A 364-nucleotide genomic window follows, 5' to 3' on the forward strand; every position below is an offset into this window, starting at 1 on the left:
ATGCAACTACAAGGCAAGATTTTGCGTTACCTTGATAATGGCGTGGAGTTTTTGGGAGTTTTAAAAGAAAATGACACTATGGTTATGCCACTTGATATGAGTAATAATATGAATGATTTGATAGTGAATTTTGAGCGATTAAGCAAGGTTTTTAATCCAAATAATCCCCTCATTCCGCTCTCTCAAATCACGCTTTTATCGCCTATCAAAAGTCCTTTGCAAGATATTATTTGTCTCGGGATAAATTATATGGAACACGCCGAAGAATCAATGCGATTCAAAAAAGAGGCATTTGATGGCAAACGCGAAGAGGCGGTGTATTTCTCTAAGCGAGTGAATGAATGCGCCTCACCAGATTCTATAT

The 364-nt window shown here is 37.6% G+C and carries 1 pseudogene; it reads left to right on the forward strand.

Annotated features, from left to right (window positions below):
• Positions 1-364: pseudogene (locus CQA53_RS12095) on the forward strand (fumarylacetoacetate hydrolase family protein); the annotation flags it as partial.

The sequence above is a fragment of the Helicobacter didelphidarum genome (genome assembly GCF_003364195.1).
Taxonomy (GTDB): Bacteria; Campylobacterota; Campylobacteria; order Campylobacterales; family Helicobacteraceae; genus Helicobacter_A; species Helicobacter_A didelphidarum.